Origin of the sequence: Kitasatospora sp. NPDC101447 (genome assembly GCF_044767225.1) — a bacterium.
GTDB lineage: Bacteria > Actinomycetota > Actinomycetes > Streptomycetales > Streptomycetaceae > Kitasatospora.
The window spans coordinates 133,617-150,227 of the sequence record NZ_JBIWNL010000003.1 but is presented as its reverse complement, the minus strand read 5'-3'; the positions used below and the strand labels follow the sequence as shown (position 1 = coordinate 150,227).

Here is a 16,611-nt window from a genome sequence, read left to right as displayed (position 1 = left end):
CGGGCGCGGTACGGATCCCACTGTCCGTACCGCGCCCGGTGATCGGTGGCCCCGGTGATCGGTGGCCCCGGCGGCCGGTGTTCCGCGGCCGCCGGGCGTTCGGCGGCTACCGGCGGAGCGGTCCCTCGCAGGTGTAGTCGGCGGTACCGGCCTTGCCGCCGGTCCAGACGTCGACCTTGCCGAAGCTGCAGTTCATGTCGTTGAGGTTGTTCGCCCCCTCGACGTCCTTGGTGCGGGTGAGGATGAAGTAGTCCACGGTGTCGGACATGTCCTTGAAGACCTTGTCCGGATTGGTGGAGTCGGAGAGGTTGGCGGTGATGCGCCCGGTGCAGACGAAGCGCATCGGCTTGTTGGCCCAGTCGCCGTTGTCCTTGCAGTCGGGCGTGGCGCCGGTGGCGGCGGCGAACTCCTCCTGGACGTCGTCGGCCCACGCGAGGTCGAGCGAGCCGTTCGGGACGAAGGAGGTCGACGGGACGTACAGGTTGTCGACGTTCTTGATCTGGGCGTCGAGGAAGGCGGAGTACTCCTTCTGCAGGGCGGCGTCGGCGCCGACCCGGTCGCGCCAGGCGTCGAAGCCGGCCGGGTCGTCGGCGCGCTGGTAGCCGTACATCTCGCGGAGCAGCGAGGGGTGCTGCTGCCAGAGGAACTCGAAGAAGGTGCCGGCGTAGTTGTAGAAGTGGAAGGCCGGGGTGTCGGTGTAACGGGCGTGCAGGAGCTGGGCGACGGTCATCCGGGGGATGCCGGCGGCCTCGTCCGCGGCCAGCTTGCGGACCAGCGACTTGCGCACCAGGATGCCGTGGTCGCGGGTGGAGCCGTCGAAGAACTCGGCGGTGCCCTCGTCCATCGCGGTGGTCTTGTCGTCGGCGTACCAGCGCGGGTCGCCGAAGTAACCCGGCACCGCCCAGCGGCCGTTGAGGTAGTGCACGTACTCGTGGCGGAACAGCTCTTCGAGGGTGAGCTGGGAGTCCTGCGGGACGCGTCGCTGGTAGGTGTAGAAGGTGGCGCCGCGCTCGATGTAGATCCCGCCGTTGCTGGTGGAGTAGCCGGTGAGGATCGGGTGGTAGACCTCGTAGTCGGCGCGCGAGGCGTACAGGTGGATGTGCAGGGTGGGGTTGGCGTCCCCGGCGAGCGGCTGGTCGGTGCCGAGCACCCGGAAGTACTGGGACTTGACCTGCTTGCTCGCGTAGTACATCTGGTCGACGGTGGCCTTGTCGAGGGCGGTGTGGACCTCGATGGCGCCGTTGTCGTAGGTGTACGTGTTCGGGAAGAGCTTCGCCTCCAGGTCGGATATGCAGACGCCGTACTGGTGGCAGACGCCGTAGGTGGCGGCCCAGCCGATGGCCTTGGCCCAGGGGTCGGACCACTCGCCGAAGGCGGTCCGGGTGGTGTCGATCAGCCGGCCGAGGTCGGCGACGGTGGCGTCGTGCAGGGCCGGCACCTGCCCGAACCGGCCGTACTCGGCGACGGCGTCGCGGGCGGCCCAGGCGTTCTTGGTGCCCTTGAGGTGGCCCCAGGAGGCGTAGGCGCGGAACGCGGCGCGGTAGTCGGCGTCGCCGGCGACGGCGGTGAGGAAGGCCGGGTCCTGGTTGTAGATGCCCAGGTAGTTGAGGTTGAGCGCCTGGAGGACGGCCTTGCCCCAGGCGGCGCTGTCGGCCACCGTGGTGCCGGGGGCGAGCACGCCGAGGATGCGTCGGGCGAGGCCGAGGTTGTTCTGGCGCAGGCCGTCGGCGCCGGCGGTGATGGCGGTCTCGCGCAGGATGTTCGCGGCGAGGTCGGTGCGGTCGAAGGCGTGCGCGCTGCCCGCGTACGCCGTGATCGCGCGCTGGATCGAGCCGAGCGTCGCGGGGTCGGAGACGTTCAGCTCGTGGTGGGTGAAGGCGTGGTAGACGGTCGCGTGCAGGTACGTCCACAGCTCGTAGACATGCGAGGAGCCGGTGCCGTCGTCGGTGGCGGACAGCTGGGTGAGCCGGTCGGCGACCGCCCGGACGTGGGCGTTGTCCATGGTGGTGGTGAAGCGGGCGTCCCAGGTCCAGAGGATCGAGTTCAGACAGCCGTCCGCGGTGACCGCCGGGTCGGTGAGGAAGGCGACGAGCTGGTCGGCGCCGAGGCGGGTGAGCCCGTCGACGGTGCAGGGCACGCCGGCGCCGCTGGTGGGCGGGGTGGTGGCAGTGGTGCCGGCGACCTGGTCGGCGGTCGGCGCGGGCGCGCCGACGTGGTCGGGCAGCAGTCCGGGGATGAGCGTGCTGCCGAGCGAGCCGCCGCCGGGGGCCGGGGCCGGGGCGCCGGGCTTGGCGGTGTCGGCGCCGAGGTGGTCGACGTCGTCGTAGGCGGTGCGCTGGTCGGGGGCGGCCGGGGCGGGCGTGGAGCTCGTCGGTGCGGTCGGCGCCGAGGCCGGGGCCGAGGTCGCGGGGGTGGGGGTGAGGGCCTGGGCGGTCTGCAGCGTGGGCAGCGTGAGGGTGACGGCCATCGCGGAGGCGAGCAGGACTCGCCGGGCTACGCGGGAAGTTGACACCGGATCTCCTGGAGGGGGAATTGGCAGGGCGGTGCGAGGCGGCAGTGCCGTGGGTTCCGGCCCGGGACTGCCGGGGGCGAGGGCGGGCGTTGCGGGGTTTGGGGCGCCCTCGGTTGAGCGAGGCGTAACATAGCAATGTGAAATTGCACCTGCCAAGAGGGTGAACGGAGTTGACCCCCACTCCTTCCGCTTCTGCAGTTCGGGATACCCTGCGGGGGTACGTGCAGGCGGACCGGACCCGATGGGGGAGGCGGAGGATGGCGCAGCTGCGGCCGTTCGGCCCCTCGGTGCCACGGGCGCTGCGCCTGCTGCTGCTCGCCGCGCTGCTGATCGGCGTCGTGACGATGCACACGCTCGGGCATCCGGCCGGTGGGCACGGTGAACGCGGCGGGCACGGTGGGTACGGCGGGCACGGTGGACGCGAGGCCGGGGACGGCCGGGTGGCGGCGCGTCAGGCGTTGGGCCACCACGCGATGGCCCCCGAGCCCGTCCGGGCCCCGGCCGCGCGGCTCGTGACCGGCGGCCCCGGCCTCGACGCCGACCCCGGCTCCGGCCCTGCCTCTGCCGCCGCCTCTCGCGCCGCCTCTGCCTTCGCCGACCCCTCGGCTCCCGGCGGCATGGACCCGATGACGGTCTGCCTCGCCGTCCTCGCCGGCTGGACCCTGGTGCTCCTGATCGCCGGTCCGCTGCTGCGTTCCGGTGGGGATGCCGCGGCCGAGGTGCGCGCGCGTCTGCTGCGGGCCGTCCGCGCGCAGCCCCCGCCCGGGGGTGGACGGATACTCCTCGCCCGGCTCTCGGTGCTGCGTCAGTAGGCGCGCGCCCGCCGATCCGTGCCCGCGCGCGCTGCGAAGCGCCCGCGTGCGGAACGGCCGACGCGACGTCCTGCACGCCCACACCACCACCGCACGAGGTGCACTCCGCCATGCGCACACCCACCCGCCGTACCGTCCTCGCCGCCGCGCTCGCCGCCGCCGGGACCGGCCTGCTCACCGCCTGCTCGTCCGATTCGATGAAGGGCATGGACCACGCGTCCGTGAACCACGGCGACGCGGGAGGTGCGAGCGGCCCGGCCGCCTCCGCCGCCCCCGCCGGTTTCGTCGCACCGAACGGCCCCGAGGTCGCCGCCGCCGAGGCGAAGCGCAACCCCGGCCCGGAGCGCAAGGTCGCGCTCACCGCCACCGAGACCACTCTCGACCTCGGCGGCCGCACCGTCCGCAGCTGGGCGTACGGCGACCGCCTTCCCGGCCGGGAGGTCCGGGCCACCGTCGGCGACACGCTCGCCCTCACCCTCGCCAACCACCTGCCGCAGCCCACCTCGCTGCACTGGCACGGCCTCGCGCTGCGCAACGACATGGACGGCGTGCCGGGCCTGACCCAGTCCGCCGTCAGGGTCGGCGCCACCTTCGACTACCGCTTCACCCTCACCCACCCGGGCACGTACTGGTTCCACCCGCACTCCGGTGTCCAGCAGGACCGCGGCCTGTACGCGCCGCTGATCGTCGAGGACCCGAAGGAGCCGCTGCGCTACGACCGGGAGTGGGTCGTCGTCCTGGACGACTGGGTGGACGGCGTCGACGGCAGCACCCCGGACGCCGTCCTCGCCGAACTCGCCCAGGGCATGGGCGGGACGGACCACTCCGGCGGCTCCGGCCACGACATGCCGGGAATGCCCGGGATGTCAGGGATGTCAGGGGCGTCGGGGGTGACCGGCACGGCGGGGCCGGGGGCGGGCGGTGCGACGAGCGGACCCGCCCGGATGCTGATGGGTGCCCGCAGCCCCCTGCTCGGCGGCGACGCCGGCGACGTCGCCCACCCGTTCCACCTCGTCAACGGCCGTCTCGCGACCGCTCCCGAGACCTTCACCGCCAAGCCCGGCGACCGGATCCGGATCCGGCTGATCAACGCGGCCGGCGACACCGCCTACCGGGTCGCCCTCGGCGGACACGAGCTGACCGTCACCCACACTGACGGCTTCCCGGTCGAGCCGGCCGCCACCCGGGCGCTGCTGCTCGGCATGGGCGAGCGCTACGACGTCCTGGTCACCGCCGGGGACGGCGTCTTCCCGCTGACCGCGCTCGCCGAGGGCAAGGGCGCGACCGCGCTCGCCCTGCTGCGCACCGGCGGCGGCGCCGCGCCCGACGCCTCGGTGCGCCCGGCCGAGCTCGACGGCACGCCGGTGACCGCCGGTGGGCTGAAGGCCGACCCGAGTGTCCGACTGCCCGCCAAGTCCCCTGACCGCACGGTGCAGTTGGAGCTCACCGGTGGCATGGCGAAGGCCGACTGGGCGTTCAACGGCCGCAGGTACGACCCGGCGCAGCGCCACCCGGTGGCCGCCGGCGAGCGGGTGCGGCTGGAGTTCCGCAACAGCACCGCCATGTGGCACCCGGTCCACCTGCACGGACACAGCTTCGCGCTGCCCGGCGACGGCCCGCGCAAGGACACCGCGATCGTGCTGCCCGGCACGACGCTGGCCGTCGACTTCGACGCCGACAACCCGGGGCTGTGGATGGTGCACTGCCACAACGTCTACCACGCGGAGACGGGCATGATGACCGTCCTCGGTTACCAGGCGTAACCCCGGTCCACCTTGTGAGACGCCGGGGCGGGGAGCGCGTTCCCCGCCCCCGGCACCCGCCTCGCTGCGCCGTGCCACCCTCGCCGACCTGCGCCTTCATGACGATTTCTTAACGCGGGCCGATGACACCTCCTTAACGCCCGTCGCATAGCCTGGCGCACTGCCGTCGCCCGACGGCGCTTTTGCGGGGTCTTTAAACAAGAGGTGTCACGTGGTTTCGTCGGGTTTGACGGGGACGGCGACGGAGGGTTCGTCGTCGGCGCGAATACGGCTGCGGAGCTGGCTGCTGGAGGACATGAGCGCGGCGAAGCCCGCGGAGCCGTCCGACGCGGCAGGCGGCCCGCAGGCGTCGCACGACGGCGCGGCGGCGGGGGAATCCGCCGCGCACGGTGCGCACGCCGGCCAGCGCTGGTGGCGGGTGATGTGCCTGACCGGCCTGGACTACTTCTCCACGCTCGGTTACCAGCCGGGCATCGCCGCCCTGGCGGCCGGCGTGCTGTCGCCGATCGCCACCATCGTGCTGGTGATCGTCACGCTGCTGGGCGCGCTGCCGGTCTACCGGCGGGTGGCCAAGGAGAGCCCGCGCGGCGAGGGCTCGATCGCGATGCTGGAGCGGCTGCTGTCGTTCTGGAAGGGCAAGCTGTTCGTCCTCGCGCTGCTCGGCTTCGCGGCGACGGACTTCCTGATCACCATCACGCTGTCCGCCGCCGACGCGAGCGCGCACCTGGTGGAGAATCCGCACCTGACCGGCATGCTCGGCGACAAGCAGGTGCTGATCACGCTGATCCTGGTGGCGCTGCTCGGCGCGGTCTTCCTCAAGGGCTTCAGCGAGGCGATCGGCCTGGCCGTGGCCCTGGTCGGGGTCTACCTGGCGCTGAACGTGGTCGTGGTGGCCGTCGGTCTGTGGAAGATCATCGACGCGCCGCACGTGGTCACCGACTGGACGGACGCGCTGACCGCCCAGCACGGCAACCCGATCATCATGGTCGGCGTCGCCCTGGTGACCTTCCCGAAGCTGGCGCTCGGCCTGTCCGGCTTCGAGACCGGCGTCGCCGTGATGCCGCACATCGAGGGCAGCGCCGGTGACACCGAGGCGAACCCGGCCGGCCGGATCCGGGGCGCCCGCAAGCTGCTCACCACCTCCGCCGTGATCATGAGCTGCTTCCTGATCGCCACCAGCTTCATCACCACGCTGCTCATCCCGGCCGACCAGTTCAAGCCCGGCGGCGACGCCAACGGCCGCGCCCTGGCGTACCTGGCCCACCAGTACCTGGGCGGCGCCTTCGGCAGCGTCTACGACCTCTCCACCATCGCGATCCTCTGGTTCGCCGGTGCCTCGGCGATGGCGGGCATGCTCAACCTGCTGCCCCGCTACCTCCCGCGTTACGGCATGGCCCCGCACTGGGCCCGCGCGGTGCGGCCGATGGTGATCGTGCTGACCCTGATCGGCTTCCTGGTGACCTGGATCTTCGACGCCAACGTCGACGCCCAGGGCGGCGCGTACGCGACCGGTGTGCTGGTGCTGATCAGCTCGGCGGCCATCGCGGTGACCATCGCGGCGTTCCGCAAGCGCGAGAAGGGCTGGACCGTCGCCTTCGCGGCGATCTCCGCGGTCTTCCTCTACACCACCGTGCTGAACTGCATGGAGCGGCCCGACGGTCTGAAGATCGGCGCCTGCTTCATCGCCGGCATCATCCTGGTCTCGCTGGCCTCCCGGCTGCGCCGCGCCTTCGAGCTGCGGGTCACGAACGTGGCGATGGACGAGGTGGCGGAACGTTTCATCAGGGACTACGCGCACCGCCCGCTGCGGCTGATCGCCAACGAGCCGAGCCGCCGCGACAACGCCGAGTACCGCGACAAGATCCGCCAGATCCGCGCCGACAACGACATCCCCGGCGAGGACGACCTGGTCTTCGTCGAGGTCACCGTCCGCGACGCCTCCGACTTCGAGGCCGAGCTGACCGTCCGCGGCGAGGTCCTGCACGGGCGCTACCGGGTGCTCACCCTGGAGAGCTCCAGCATCCCCAACGCGATCGCCGCGCTGGCGCTCACCGTCCGGGACCGCACCGGGCAGCGGCCGCACCTCTACTTCGAGTGGACCGAGGGCAACCCCTTCGCCCAGTTCCTGCGGTTCTTCCTGTTCGGCCAGGGCGAGGTCGCGCCGGTCACCCGCGAGGTGCTGCGCGAGGCCGAGCCGGACCGCTCGCGCCGCCCGCGCGTCCACGTCGGCTGACCCCGTCGGCCGACCCCCACGGGCGCCCCGGCGCCGGCCCCTGACCGCCGCCCCTGCTGCACGGCCCGTCCGCTCCCGGTGAGCGGGCGGGCCGTCGGCGTTCCCGGAGGCGCTCTCGCCGGCGGGTCCGTGGCGGCGCGGCGGGTGACGCGGTGAGGCCGTGAACACGTGGTGCCGCCCACGCCCGGGAGGGGAGGGCGTGGGCGGCGGATCGGGAGGGGACGCGGTCAGGAGGGGAGATCCAGGACCATGCCGGGCTGGATGAGGTCCGGGTCGTCGCCGACGGTGCCGCGGTTGAGGGCGTAGAGGGCGGGCCAGCCACCGGGGACGCGGAGGCGCTCGGCGAGGTCGGCGAGGGTGTCGTTCTCCCGGACGGTCCAGGTGCCGTCCCGCGAAGGCGCGGGCTCGGCGGCCGGGGTGTGGGTGTGGGCGGGGGCGTGGGCGGCCGGGGGCGGCGCGGCGTCGCCGCGGTCGTGGCGGTGGGCGGCGCGGGCGCCGCAGACGGGCCACGGCGAGAGGCCGCGGCGGCCGGCGAGGCGCTGGGCGACGGCGATCTGCTGCTCGCGGGTGGCGAGGTCGGGGCGCGGGGCGTAGGCGAGGCCGCCGTTCTCGCGCCAGGTGGGCTGGTCGAACTGGAGACCGCCGTAGTAGCCGTTGCCGGTGTTGACGCGCCAGTTGCCGCTGCTCTCGCAGGCCGCCACGCTGTCCCAGTCGTACCGGCCGCCGTCCGCCCGGCCGGGGTCGGACCCGCCCTCGCGGCCCGGGGGTGCGGCGTGGGCCGCTGGGGCGCCGGCGAGAGCCACGGTCAGGGCGCAGAGCGCGGTCGGGACGAGGCGGCGGAGACGAGCGGTGGGAGGCATGGGCGGCTCTCAGATCCGGGGACAGGACACGCACCGCCCGGAGACGGCGCACTCCCACCGACGCAGACAGCCGGGCCGTTCCGCCGCCGACACGTCCGGCAAGTCACCCGCACGGCCGCCCGGTGCCACCCCGGCGGCCCGCGGCCATCCGGCCGTACCCCCGGTTCACCCCCCGCCCTAGAGTGACCGCGGACGTTCCTCGACGAAGGGTACGAACGATGACGATCGATCAGGGCGGCGCACGCGCCGAGTTGGGCGTGATCGGCGGCTCGGGGCTCTACGCGCTGCTGGACGACGTGACCGAGGTGCGCGTCGACACGCCGTACGGGGCGCCCAGCGACGCGCTGTTCCTGGGGGAGGTGGCCGGGCGTCGGGTCGCCTTCCTGCCCCGGCACGGGCGCGGCCACGGTCTGCCGCCGCACCGGATCAACTACCGGGCCAACCTGTGGGCGCTGCACGCGCTGGGGGTGCGGCAGGTGCTCGGGCCGTGCGCGGTGGGCGGGTTGCGGCCGGAGTACGGGCCGGGCACGCTGCTGGTGCCGGACCAGTTCGTGGACCGGACCTCCGGGCGCGTGCAGACCTTCTACGACGGGCTGCCGCTGCCGGACGGCTCGGTGCCCGAGGTGGTGCACGTGTCGATGGCCGACCCGTACTGCCCGGCGGGGCGACGGGCGGCCCTGGACGCGGCGCGCGACGCGGCGTGGGAGCCGGTGGACGGCGGCACGCTGGTGGTGATCGAGGGCCCGCGCTTCTCCACCCGCGCCGAGTCCCGCTGGTTCACCGCCAACGGCTGGTCGGCGGTCGGCATGACAGGCCATCCGGAAGCGGTGCTGGCGCGTGAACTCGGTCTCTGCTACACGTCGTTCGCGTTGGTCACCGACCTCGACGCGGGGGTGGAGAGCGGCGAGGGCGTCACCCACGCGGAGGTGCTGAAGGTCTTCGCGGGCAACGTCGACCGGCTGCGCACCGTCCTGTTCAAGGCGCTGGAGGGCCTGCCCGCGGAACGGGACTGCGTCTGCTCGCACGCCCTGGACGGGGTCGCCACCGGCCTGCCGGGCGTGGCCGCCGACTGAGCGGACTGAGCCGACTGAGCCGTCCGAGCCCCGTGGCACCTGTAGTGCCTGTGGCATCCGTGGCATCTGTGGAACCTGGAGCCCGCAGAGCCCCGCAGAGCCCCGGAGACCGCGGAGGCGGGCCGCCGACACCGTCGACGGACCGCCTCCGCGGTCACGACCGGACGGGTCACACGTGGATCTCGGTGGTGCAGTCGGTCCACCACGGGCTGAGCGGGGGAGTCCAGCCGAGGTACTTGGTGCCGCAGATCTTGATGCTCCCGACCTGTACGTAGTACTTGGTCGCGTTGGCCTTGCCCCGGTCCGCCTTCACGTCCCCCAGGTCCTTGTCGAAGTTGGACTTGAGGTGGACGGTGCCCGTGTAGTACGTGCCGCCGCCGGTGTAGATCCAGACCCAGCCGTCGGAGCAGTTGTCCACCTGGACCTGGATGTTGTCGAGCTTGTAGTACTTCGTGCAGCCGGCCGTGGCGGAGGTGCTCGCGGCGGCCGGGGAGGCCGACACGGTGGTCAGTGCGGCGACTGCGAGGCCCAGGGCGCCGGCGGTCTTCGCCAGCGTGCCCGACGTCTTCTTCATGGTGACAACCCCTGTGGTGTGGTTCCGACATGTCTGCTCTCGGAGCACCCCCACTGTCCCGGTGAGGTCATACGTGTGCCATCAGTCATCTGACTGTCAGGGTGTGCACAGGTGTGGCGGCGGACGTCCCCCGGGACCCGCCGACGCGGGGCGATGACGGGCCCCTCATGTACCGGCGGCCCGGACGTAGACGTCGGCCGCGCCAGGGAGGTCGGCGGCCGGTCGCTCCACCACGAAGATCTCCCGTCCGCCCTGCCCGTCGGGCAGCAATGGGCCCGCGGCGGGCTCGTCTCCCGGCAGTGACGCTCGCAGGTCCTCCGGCAGCGATGCGGGGGCACTGGGCCGGGGCAGGTCGTACGTCCTGAGGAAGTCGTCGAGGTTGGCGTCGTCGCCGCCGCCGATCCGGTAGCGCAGGTAGGCGACCCGCGCCCCGTCGGCGGTCCGGGACAGCACGGCGTCCGCCGGGACGTAGTAGCGCCCCTTGCCGGGGTGCTGCTCGTGGGACAGGCCCGCCAGCCGCTCCGCGCGGTCGGTGTCGGTCGGCGGCGGATCGACGGCCCGGAGGTACGCGGCCACGCCCCACCAGGCGCACCCCATGGTGATCAGCCCGCAGAGCACGAGGAAGGCAGCCGGCAACCGTCGCGTCCACCGCCTGTCACCATTGATGTGGGACACCATGTCAGCCCTTCCTGGTCCTGGCCTTGCCGGCGCCTCCCATGTCGAACTCCTGGGCCAGACCTGTCCGGTGGAGACGCTGGAGGTCGTCGTCCGATACGTGCCAGTCCTTGCTGCTCTCCGGTGTTGCGGACATGGGTCACGCTAACGAGCGAGCGGGGACGGGCGCAGCCGAACGGACCGACTGGTGGGGCAGAAGGATCCTGTGGCCCGCCGGGCGATTCGTTCGCGGTGCGTCGCCGTCGGCCGGAGTCGGCGGTGGGTGGGTCAGTCGGTGGTGGGGAAGACGCGGTCAAGGTGGTAGCGGAGGGTGGCGGTGGCCTCCTCCGGGGTGCGCTGGCCGAGGAGGACGCTCAGGCCGAGGCCGGCCGAGGTGGCGAGGAGGACGGCGGCTTCCCGGTGGGGGTCGAGGGTGGGGTCGGTGTCGCCGGATCGTCGGGCGGTGGCGAGGTGGGCGGCGAGGAAGGCCTCCATCTCGTTGGGGGCGGCGAGGAAGGCCTGGTCGGCGAGGGCGCGGTCGGTGACGGAGAGGACGGCGTACTCGGTGTGGATGAGGTGGAAGGCGCGGCTCTCGTCGTCGGTGGGGACGGCTTCGAGCAGGACGGCCTCGATGATGCCGCGCGGGTCGGTGCCGGCGCCGGTCGCCCGTACCCGGTGCCGGACGCGTTCGCCCATGCGGCCGGTGAGGCGGGTCATGGCGTCGAGGAGCAGCTTCTCCTTGGTGTCGAAGTAGTACTGCACGAGCCGCACGGAGACGCCGGCCTCGGTGGCGACGGAGCGCATGGTGACGGAGTGGAGGCCGTCGCGCGCCGCCGACCGGAGCAGGGCGTCGACGATGTGGGCCCGTCGCTCCTCGTGGTCCACCAGCTTGGGCATCGGGTTCCCTTCGAATACTTTTGTGGTACAACCATACCATCAAAACAGGGGAGGGCTCATGACCAGGACCAGCGTCGGACACTTCGTCAGTGAGGCGGCTCGGGCGAAGTTCCTTGAGGCGTACGACCGCGCGATGGACTTGTGGCCGAGCCCGCGGCAGGAGTTCGACGTCGAGACCGCGTACGGGAGCGTGCACGTCCACCGCCACGGCGCGGCGACCGGCGAGCCGATCGTGCTGCTGCACGGGCACGCCGGGCACCCGTCCAACTGGTACCCGCAGGTCGCGGCCCTCGGGGAGCACCACCCGGTCTACGCGATCGACACCCTGGACGACCCCGGCCGCAGCGTGCAGCGCGCCGTCGCGGCGGGATCGCAGGAGAACGCCGCCTGGCTGGGGGAGGTGCTCGCCGGCCTGGGGCTGGAGCGGGTGCACCTGGTCGGGGTCTCGTACGGCGGCTGGCTGGCGCTCAATCAGGCCGTCCACGCGCCCGAGCGGCTCGCCTCGGTCGCGCCGCTGGACCCGGGCGGGATCGAGAAGGTCCCCGCGCGGTTCTACGTCAGCATGATCGCCGGGCTGTTCGGCATGCTGGCGCCGAGGCCGCTGCGTCCGGCGGTGGGGCGGCTGCTCGCCAACCCGGCGCTCGGTGCGCCGCGCGAGATGATCGCTCCGCTGATGCTCGGGATGCGCAGCTACAAGCCGGGCGGCCGCCCGGCGGCCCGACCGTTCACGGACGAGGAGCTGGCGTCGATCGACCTGCCCGTCCTGGTGCTGGTGGGCAGGCGCAGTGCCCTGCTGCGCCCGCGCCGGGTGGTGGAGCGGGTCACGCGCCTGATCCCGGGCGTGCGGGCGGAGATCCTGGACCGGGCCGGTCACGGCCTGAACCTGGAGCAGCCGGAACTCGTCAACGAGCGGCTGCTGTCGTTCATCGGGGGAGCGTCAGGCGGCGGCCGGCAGGGCTGAGGCGGTGCGGGCCTCGTCGTAGCGGTGGAGCACCAGGCGGGCTACGGCCGGGTGGGCCGCCAGCGGGGCGCCGGTCCAGGTGGCCGCGGTGCCGGCCGCGCGGCGGGCGAAGAAGCCGGGGGAGAGGAGGTAGGTGGCGAGGGCGACCCCGGGGTGGCCGGCGGACCGGAGGTCGGCGACCGCCCGGTGGGGGGTGGGGGCGGCGGCCGACAGGTGGGCGGGGGTGACCGGGCGGCCGAGGCGGGCGGCCAGCAGCCGGGCCATCCGCGCGGTGTCGGCGAGCGCGGTGGGATCGGAGGAGCCGGCGCCGGCCAGCACCACCGGGGCGTCCGTCGGGGCGCCGGCCTCGGTGAGGCGGTCGGCGAGGGCTTCGGCGAGCAGTGGGTGCGGGCCGAGGGCGGTGGCGAGGCGGGCGTGCGGGAGGCCGGCGTCCGCCAGGGCGGCGGGGATGTCGACGCGCACGTGGTAGCCGGTGCCGAGGAGGAGCGGGACCAGGATCGGCTGCCGGTCGGCGAGCCGGCCGAGGGCCTGCGGGAGGGACGGCTCGGCGAGGTCCAGGAAGCAGCAGTGGACGGCCAGTTCGGGGCGGAGCGAGCGAACGAGCCGCAGCAGGGCGCGCGTCGAGGTGACGGCCGCCGGATCGCGGCTCCCGTGGGCGACGGCGAGCAGGGCCGGGGCCGGCGGGGTCATCAGCCCGCCGCCAGCCGGTAGCCGCGCTTGGGGACGGTGCGGATCAGTGCGGCGTGCGGCCCCAGCGCGGCCCGAAGCCGTCCTACCGCCGCCTCCACCGCGTGCTCGTCGGCCGCCGCGTCGGGCCAGGCGGCGCGCAGCAGGTCGGCGCGGCTGAGCACCCGGCCGGGCCGCTCGGCGAGCGCCCGCAGCACGGCCGCGCCGCGCGGGCTGAGCCAGTGGCTCTCGCCGTCGACCAGGGCGGCGTTCCCCTGCAGCGTCAACACCTGCCCGGCGAGGGCGACTTCACGTCGGGCCCGGCTGGGCAGGGTGTCGGCGAGCAGCCGGACCAGCGAGCCGAGGCGGCCGCGCTCCGGGTGGACGGCGGGCAGCCCGAGCTCGGTGAGCGGCCGGGCGCACAGGGCGCCGACGCACACCGGCAGGACGTCCTCGCGCAGGGCGTCGACCAGCGCCTCGTACAGGCCCTCGGCCTCCGCCGTGGCGAGCAGGGCGGTGATCGCGGGCGCGCTGGTGAAGGTGAGGGCGTGCACCTGGCGGCGGACGGTCTGGTCGAGGAGCTTGCGCACCGCGCCCGGGTCCTCCGGAGGCGCCCAGCGGTAGACCGGGACGGAGATCACCTCGGCACCGCGCTCGCGCAGCGCCGCGGCGAAGGCGTCCAGCCGGATCCCGTGCTCCTGGACGGCGATCCGGCACCCGGCCAGCGGGCGGGCGAGCAGCCAGGTGAGCAGCTCGTCGGTGGCCTCGGTGCCGGGGGAGTACTCCTCGCCCAGCCCGCTGGCCCGGACCGCGCCGGTGGCCTTGGGCCCGCGGCTGAGCACCACCGCGCCGCGGCAGGCCTCGGCGAGCGCGGCGCCCCGGCCCCAGCCCTCGGCCGCGCTCATCCAGCCGCGCCAGCCGACCCCGGTGGTGGCCACCACGTAGTCGAGCGGGGCGGCCAGGCAGCGCTCGGTGGCCTCGCGCAGGGCGAGGTCGTCGGCGAGCGGCAGGATGCGCAGCACCGGGGCCTCGACCACCTGTGCGCCGCGGCGGGTGAGCAGGGCGGTGAGCTCCTCGCGGCGGCGCGCGGCGGTGACGCCGACGGTGAAGCCGGTGAGCGGCCCTGACGGGGTGGGGGTTGCTGCCATGCCCGCCAGCGTGCGGTGCGCGTGTTACGGGGGCATTGCCCGTCCGTCACCTGCCGGTAAGCGAAAGTGCCGCTCCGGTTACGGCAGATGTCCGGCCGTGCACCCCGGTGGCCGGGTGCCGTGAGCGAGGCGTACCGCGCCCGCAACGCGGCCGACCCGATCGGGAAACAGCGGGCGGCCACCGTTCTCGGCATGACGTTGACCAGCCCGAAGGCCGCCGGAGCCGCGGACGCAGCCGGAGCCGCCGCCGCAGACGCCGCCACCGACACGCACTGCCCGTACTGCTCGCTGCAGTGCGGCATGCGGCTGGTGCCGGTCGAGCGGCTGCCGGCCGGGCGGTCGTCGGCTGATCCGTCGTCCGCTGAGCGGCCGTCGGCCGGCCGGTCGCCGGTCGAGCTGCTGGAGCGCCCGGACTTCCCGGTCAACCGGGGCGCGCTGTGCGGCAAGGGCCGCTCGGCGCCCGCCCTGCTGGACCGGGACGTCCGGCTGACCGGCCCGCTGCTGCGCGACCGGCCCGGCGCCCCGCTGCGCTCGGCGAGCTGGCCGGAGGCGCTGGACCGGGTGGCCGCCGGGCTGGCCCGGACCAGGGCCGAGCACGGACCGGACGCGGTGGGCGTGTTCGGCGGCGGCGGCCTCACCAACGAGAAGGCCTACCTGCTGGGCAAGTTCGCCCGGGTGGTGCTGGGCACCGCCAACATCGACTACAACGGCCGGTTCTGCATGTCCTCGGCCGCCGCCGCGCACCGCCGGGCCTTCGGCCTGGACCGCGGGCTGCCGTTCCCGCTCGCCGACATCCCGCACACCGGCTGCCTGATCCTGGTCGGCGGCAACCCGGCCGAGACGATGCCGCCCGCCGTCCGCTACTTCCGCGAACTGCGGGAGAACGGCGGCACGTTGATCGTGGTCGACCCGCGCCGCACCCGCACCGCCGAGCTCGCCGACCTGCACCTGCAGCCCCGCCCCGGCGGGGACCTGGCCCTCGCCCTCGGCCTGCTCCACCTGGTGATCGCGGAGGGCCTGGTGGACGGCGCCTTCGTGGCGCAGCGCACCCGCGGCTTCGAGCAGGCCCGCGAGTCGGCGATGGCCCACTGGCCCGACCGGGTGGAGCGGATCACCGGCGTGCCGGCCCACCAACTCCGCGAGGCGGCACGGCTGTTCGGCCGTTCCGAGACCGGCATGGTGCTCACCGCACGGGGGTCGGAGCAGCAGAGCAAGGGCACCGACACCGTCGGCGCCTGGATCAACCTGTGCCTGGCCACCGGCAAGGCCGGCCGCCCGTACAGCGGCTACGGCTGCCTGACCGGCCAGGGCAACGGCCAGGGCGGGCGCGAGCACGGCCAGAAGGCCGACCAACTGCCCGGCTACCGCTCGATCGAGGACCCGGCAGCGCGGGAGCACGTCGCGTCCGTGTGGGGCGTCCCGGCCGCGAGCCTGCCCGGCCCCGGTGTGTCGGCGTACGAGCTGCTGGACGGCCTCGGGCAGCCCGGCGGCGTCCGGACGCTGCTGCTGGCCGGCTCCAACCCGGCGGTCTCGGCACCGAACGCCGGGCACGTCACCGAACGGCTGCGGGCACTGGACCTGCTGGTCGTCGCGGACGTGGTGCTCTCGGAGACGGCCCGGCTCGCCGACGTCGTGCTGCCCGTCACCCAGTGGGCCGAGGAGGACGGCACCACCACCAACCTGGAGGGCCGGGTGATCCTGCGCCGACGCGCCGTCGATCCGCCCGAGGGGGTGCGCAGCGAGCTGTGGCTGCTGCGCGAACTCGCCGCCCGGCTGGGCGTCGCGGAGGGCTTCCCGGCCGAGGCCGAGCAGGTCTTCGCCGAACTGCGCCGCGCCTCGGCCGGCGGCGACGCCGACTACGCGGGCATCAGCTACCGGCGGATCGCCGCCGAGGACGGGGTGTTCTGGCCCTGCCCGACGCCGGACCACCCGGGCACCCCGCGGCTGTTCCTCGACCGCTTCGCCACCCCGGACGGTCGGGCCCGCTTCGCCGAGGTGACCCACCGCCCGGCCGGTGAGGAGCCGGACGAGGAGTACCCGCTGTTCCTGACCACCGGCCGGGTGCTCTCCCAGTACCAGAGCGGCGCCCAGACCCGCCGGGTCGCCGAGCTCAACGCGGCCGCCCCCGGCCCGTTCGTCGAGCTGCACCCGCGGCTGGCCGAGCGGCTCGGGATCGCGGACGGCGAGCCGGTCGCGGTCAGCAGCCGGCGCGGCCGGGCCGTCGCCGCGGCGCGGATCACCGACGCCATCCGGCCGGACACCGTCTTCATGCCGTTCCACTGGGCCGGCGCCGGCCGGGCCAACAGCCTCACCAACCCGGCGCTGGACCCGGTCTCCCGGATGCCGGAGTTCAAGCTCTGCGCGGTGCGCGTCGAGCGGGCGGGGGCCGCCGGGGGCGGCCCGACGAGGGTCGAACGAACGGAGGTCGCCCGATGAGCCGCACACCCCCCGCACCCCC

Annotated in this window: 14 protein-coding genes; 6 read left to right on the top strand and 8 right to left on the bottom strand. The window is 74.1% G+C overall.

From position 1 onward, the window contains the following. Positions 1–106: 106 nt before the first annotated feature. The gene (locus tag ACIRST_RS05630; RefSeq protein WP_402800313.1) at positions 107–2,512 is read right to left on the bottom strand and encodes a collagenase; all 2,406 of its coding nucleotides are present in this window, start codon (positions 2,510–2,512) and stop codon (positions 107–109) included. 257 nt (positions 2,513–2,769) lie between these two features. On the opposite strand from ACIRST_RS05630, the gene ACIRST_RS05625 reads away from it, so the two are divergent. The 3 genes from ACIRST_RS05625 to ACIRST_RS05615 all read left to right on the top strand — a co-directional run bounded on the left by ACIRST_RS05625 (position 2,770) and on the right by ACIRST_RS05615 (position 7,320). Beyond that, positions 2,770–3,324 carry a hypothetical protein gene (locus tag ACIRST_RS05625; protein ID WP_402800310.1) on the top strand — a complete coding sequence of 185 codons (555 nt, stop codon included), beginning with the start codon at positions 2,770–2,772 and terminating at the stop codon, positions 3,322–3,324. A 110-nt stretch (positions 3,325–3,434) separates the two neighbouring features. Further along, the gene (locus ACIRST_RS05620; protein WP_402800308.1) at positions 3,435–5,087 is read left to right on the top strand and encodes a multicopper oxidase family protein; all 1,653 of its coding nucleotides are present in this window, start codon (positions 3,435–3,437) and stop codon (positions 5,085–5,087) included. 421 nt (positions 5,088–5,508) lie between these two features. Further along, entirely contained in the window at positions 5,509–7,320 is a 1,812-nt protein-coding gene (locus ACIRST_RS05615) for an amino acid transporter (protein WP_402800626.1), read from the top strand. A 227-nt stretch (positions 7,321–7,547) separates the two neighbouring features. Here ACIRST_RS05615 and ACIRST_RS05610 read toward each other — a convergent pair whose 3' ends face one another. After that, positions 7,548–8,180, bottom strand: coding sequence for a transglycosylase family protein (locus ACIRST_RS05610; protein ID WP_350521128.1), 633 nt, complete (start codon positions 8,178–8,180; stop codon positions 7,548–7,550). A gap of 218 nt (positions 8,181–8,398) precedes the next feature. Between ACIRST_RS05610 and ACIRST_RS05605 the strand changes: the two genes are divergently transcribed. Continuing rightward, positions 8,399–9,253, top strand: a complete 855-nt coding sequence (locus ACIRST_RS05605; protein ID WP_402800305.1) for an S-methyl-5'-thioadenosine phosphorylase — start codon at positions 8,399–8,401, stop codon at positions 9,251–9,253. 169 nt (positions 9,254–9,422) lie between these two features. Here ACIRST_RS05605 and ACIRST_RS05600 read toward each other — a convergent pair whose 3' ends face one another. The 4 genes from ACIRST_RS05600 to ACIRST_RS05585 all read right to left on the bottom strand — a co-directional run bounded on the left by ACIRST_RS05600 (position 9,423) and on the right by ACIRST_RS05585 (position 11,378). Continuing rightward, complete coding sequence (locus ACIRST_RS05600; protein ID WP_402800303.1) at positions 9,423–9,827, bottom strand: hypothetical protein; 405 nt, start codon at positions 9,825–9,827, stop codon at positions 9,423–9,425. A gap of 165 nt (positions 9,828–9,992) precedes the next feature. Further along, on the bottom strand, positions 9,993–10,463 hold the full coding sequence (locus tag ACIRST_RS05595; RefSeq protein WP_402800300.1) for a hypothetical protein: 471 nt from the start codon (positions 10,461–10,463) through the stop codon (positions 9,993–9,995). A gap of 43 nt (positions 10,464–10,506) precedes the next feature. Then, positions 10,507–10,638: a hypothetical protein gene (locus ACIRST_RS05590; RefSeq protein ID WP_350521124.1), complete on the bottom strand. Its 132-nt coding sequence runs from the start codon at positions 10,636–10,638 to the stop codon at positions 10,507–10,509. A gap of 131 nt (positions 10,639–10,769) precedes the next feature. Continuing rightward, positions 10,770–11,378: a TetR/AcrR family transcriptional regulator gene (locus ACIRST_RS05585; protein WP_402800298.1), complete on the bottom strand. Its 609-nt coding sequence runs from the start codon at positions 11,376–11,378 to the stop codon at positions 10,770–10,772. A gap of 58 nt (positions 11,379–11,436) precedes the next feature. On the opposite strand from ACIRST_RS05585, the gene ACIRST_RS05580 reads away from it, so the two are divergent. Continuing rightward, positions 11,437–12,339, top strand: coding sequence for an alpha/beta fold hydrolase (locus ACIRST_RS05580; RefSeq protein WP_402800296.1), 903 nt, complete (start codon positions 11,437–11,439; stop codon positions 12,337–12,339). Here ACIRST_RS05580 and ACIRST_RS05575 read toward each other — a convergent pair. Beyond that, on the bottom strand, positions 12,316–13,029 hold the full coding sequence (locus ACIRST_RS05575; RefSeq protein ID WP_402800295.1) for a sirohydrochlorin chelatase: 714 nt from the start codon (positions 13,027–13,029) through the stop codon (positions 12,316–12,318). The two genes, ACIRST_RS05580 and ACIRST_RS05575, sit on opposite strands and share 24 nt — an antisense overlap. Next, positions 13,029–14,153 (bottom strand): uroporphyrinogen-III synthase, encoded by a 1,125-nt coding sequence (locus ACIRST_RS05570; RefSeq protein ID WP_402800293.1) that lies wholly within the window; start codon positions 14,151–14,153, stop codon positions 13,029–13,031. The genes ACIRST_RS05575 and ACIRST_RS05570 overlap by 1 nt, the downstream gene beginning before the upstream one ends. 300 nt (positions 14,154–14,453) lie before the next feature. On the opposite strand from ACIRST_RS05570, the gene ACIRST_RS05565 reads away from it, so the two are divergent. Next, positions 14,454–16,589 carry a molybdopterin oxidoreductase family protein gene (locus ACIRST_RS05565; RefSeq protein WP_402800623.1) on the top strand — a complete coding sequence of 712 codons (2,136 nt, stop codon included), beginning with the start codon at positions 14,454–14,456 and terminating at the stop codon, positions 16,587–16,589. Positions 16,590–16,611: the final 22 nt, after the last annotated feature.